This window comes from Thalassolituus sp. UBA2009 (assembly GCF_002335285.1).
GTDB classification, from domain to species: Bacteria; Pseudomonadota; Gammaproteobacteria; order Pseudomonadales; family Oceanobacteraceae; genus Venatoribacter; species Venatoribacter alkanivorans.
Genome location: NZ_DDCJ01000003.1, coordinates 15,553 through 17,941, shown reverse-complemented (window position 1 = coordinate 17,941; position 2,389 = coordinate 15,553). Strand labels below are relative to the sequence as shown.

Annotated in this window: 4 protein-coding genes; 1 reads left to right on the top strand and 3 read right to left on the bottom strand. The window is 53.7% G+C overall.

The features are described 5' to 3' along the window. Both B3P58_RS00230 and B3P58_RS00225 read right to left on the bottom strand, forming a co-directional pair. Positions 1-183 (bottom strand): hypothetical protein (locus B3P58_RS00230; RefSeq protein WP_286715072.1); only part of this gene is annotated, 183 nt, incomplete at its 3' end. 153 nt (positions 184-336) lie between these two features. Beyond that, entirely contained in the window at positions 337-936 is a 600-nt protein-coding gene (locus B3P58_RS00225; RefSeq protein ID WP_230332430.1) for a hypothetical protein, read from the bottom strand. Between the two features lie 668 nt (positions 937-1,604). Between B3P58_RS00225 and B3P58_RS00220 the strand changes: the two genes are divergently transcribed. Continuing rightward, on the top strand, positions 1,605-2,084 hold the full coding sequence (locus B3P58_RS00220) for a hypothetical protein (protein ID WP_286715066.1): 480 nt from the start codon (positions 1,605-1,607) through the stop codon (positions 2,082-2,084). Positions 2,085-2,166: 82 nt separating this feature from the next. On the opposite strand, the gene B3P58_RS00215 is transcribed toward B3P58_RS00220, so the two are convergent. Then, positions 2,167-2,389 (bottom strand): hypothetical protein (locus tag B3P58_RS00215; protein ID WP_286715064.1); only part of this gene is annotated, 223 nt, incomplete at its 5' end.

Here is a 2,389-nt window from a genome sequence, read left to right as displayed (position 1 = left end):
AAGCGCCGCTTTATTTTCACCGGGCAGCCACTGGCGGATATCACCAAACAGCAGGGCAAACAGCAGAATGCCGGCGGGAAACAGCAGGGTCAGCTGTTTATCCAGTGGCCACTGGCGCAGAGAGTCAGGCATCTGCTGCAGGGAATACGACCAGCCACGCGGCTTGAATTCATGGGATATCATGGTTCTGTACAGCTTATTGTTTTTGTTGTTATCAGAAGCAGCCAGTTTACTGTTTTATGACAGTGTCCGGGAGGGAGAAAACGGCCGTGATTTGTCAGGAACTGGCCGTTCCGTACAGGCCAAAGCCAGAACCTGTACGGTTGCCGGTGCCGCTCAGGAAGGCTGGGCAGCAACAATATCCGGACGCTTGGTCTGAATAAACTTCACCAGCATGCCGAATTCCAGCAGGCACTGTTCCGGAAATTCATCACGGAATTCCTGAATATTAAAAATCTCCAGCTGGCCGTCCGGTGATTTGGCCGACTGACTCAGATCGGTTACGGCCGGTGCATCACGATGCAGCAGGAAGGGAATGGCAAACAGGTAAAAACCATCCAGATTCAGGTCGTAGCGCGCCAGCATTTCCGCAGGCCAGTTCACATGGCTGTGAAAAGTGCCGGCAAGAAATTCGGCCGGCACCTGAATAGCGCTCTGGCCTTCGGCAACGGCGGTTAACGCCTGCGGATCACGGGTGGCGAGCAGGGCATAGAGTGCCAGCCAGGGCGTGGTGCCTTTTTCATTAATCAAATACTGCGGGTCAATGGCACGCGGGCAGGAGATGGCCGCTGGTGCGTTCACCATACCGAGCAGTGCCTGCATCTGTTCGTTGCTGAGGCTGATGTCCTGCGGCGGCACACGGCTGATGCCGGTAAAGTACAGGTGGCGCCATTCGCTGGCGCTGTGGCCGGTGTTTTTCTTTTCTTGATCGCTCATTCGGTATCCATTAGCCCGCTATTCTGCACGGGGCTTTTTCAGGTCTGCTTTTTCAGAGTCTGTCATGCTAACCGCGGGGCAGGGTGGTGGGAAGACAAAGCAGTGGGGGTACAGAGATAAAACAGGGAAAAGGAAAAAATAAGAAAAAGGGAATAAGAAAAAACAGGCGCAGCGGACGGGGTGTACAGACCGGAAACGCTGCGCCTGTCAAAGCGTGGAAACGTTAAGTTGTGCCGGGAGTTACTGACTGACAGCCGCCGCTCTGATCAGACGACAGCACCACAAACACTCCGGTAAACCCGGCGGACGGCAGCTTGCCACCCTCATAGCGCACTGCCGAACACAGGCTGTCAGAATATGCCCTGGCGGTTATTTTGTCGCTGCGACAGGTTGTCGCAGGATGCGTTTATGGCCATGGGGCTGCAATCGGGTCGGCAATCGGGTAATCAATAAAGAAACCTGTTCATGCGGGGCTGGTCGTTTTACCCTTCAGGCGAAATGCCATCTCCCGGCTATCGGTCTTTTCACCACGCATGTATTTGCCGGTTCTAAGGTTCTGAGAAGGGAGCATATTATTGATAGCAGCCCCGTGGGTAAGGTGCCCCTGCCATTAACGGGCAGGGAGAGCCGTCATCCGGCGCGCCTGAAATGCATCATGGAGGAAACCGGTGTCCGCATATCCGATAAAAACCCTTGTTCTGATGAGTTTGTACATCGTGCTGGCAGGCTGTGCTTCAGTACCGCAGGGTACGCTTGAACAGCATATTGGTTGGTTGCACGGGAATTGTCTGGCAATTAAAAATCCGGATATCGGTGTTTCTGAAAAAATCAGACTGGTCAGTTTCGATCAGAAACCGGTATACCGCACCGTACTTATCACTGGCAGAACCAATTCCGCCGATGGCTGCCATGCGTTGAGCGATGACCGGCGCCAGGTGAACCTTAGCGCCGGTTATTATTTTTATCGGATTGATGGCGAGCCTTCAGATAATTTTGCGCTTGGCTTCGCTGATCTCGACCCCACAGATTTTACGCTGGTGTACTGTATGACAAGCGAAGGTATTGTGTTTAGTGCCCATTCGCCGGGTGGTCAGGCCTGGGATGGTTATTATTATCTCGGTTATGAATCATCAGCCACCTGCGAGTGAAAACCTGACAATTGCGTTCGCCGACAGGAGCGGTGAGTACCACCGCACCTGTTTCAGCTGTTCTGCGTATTATGTTTAGCCTTCAGTACAGATTTTTCAGATCGTGTTTTACCACCTGATCGACCACCAGATGGGTGGCCTTACCCATTAATCCCTCGCCGCTCATATGCGCCGCCAGTGCTTTGGCAAAAGGCGTCAGCTGTTTGGCCTCTACCCGGTGCTCCGGGTTAAATACGCCGGCGTCGTTCAGGGCGCTGGCGCTGGTAAAGCGGATGGCCTGTGGCTCAATCAGTAACCCCAGCTTC

Bases quoted from the DNA above. Each gene is read 5' to 3' on its own strand.
- B3P58_RS00225 (WP_230332430.1), bottom strand. From the start codon at position 936: ATGAGCGATCAAGAAAAGAAAAACACCGGCCACAGCGCCAGCGAATGG.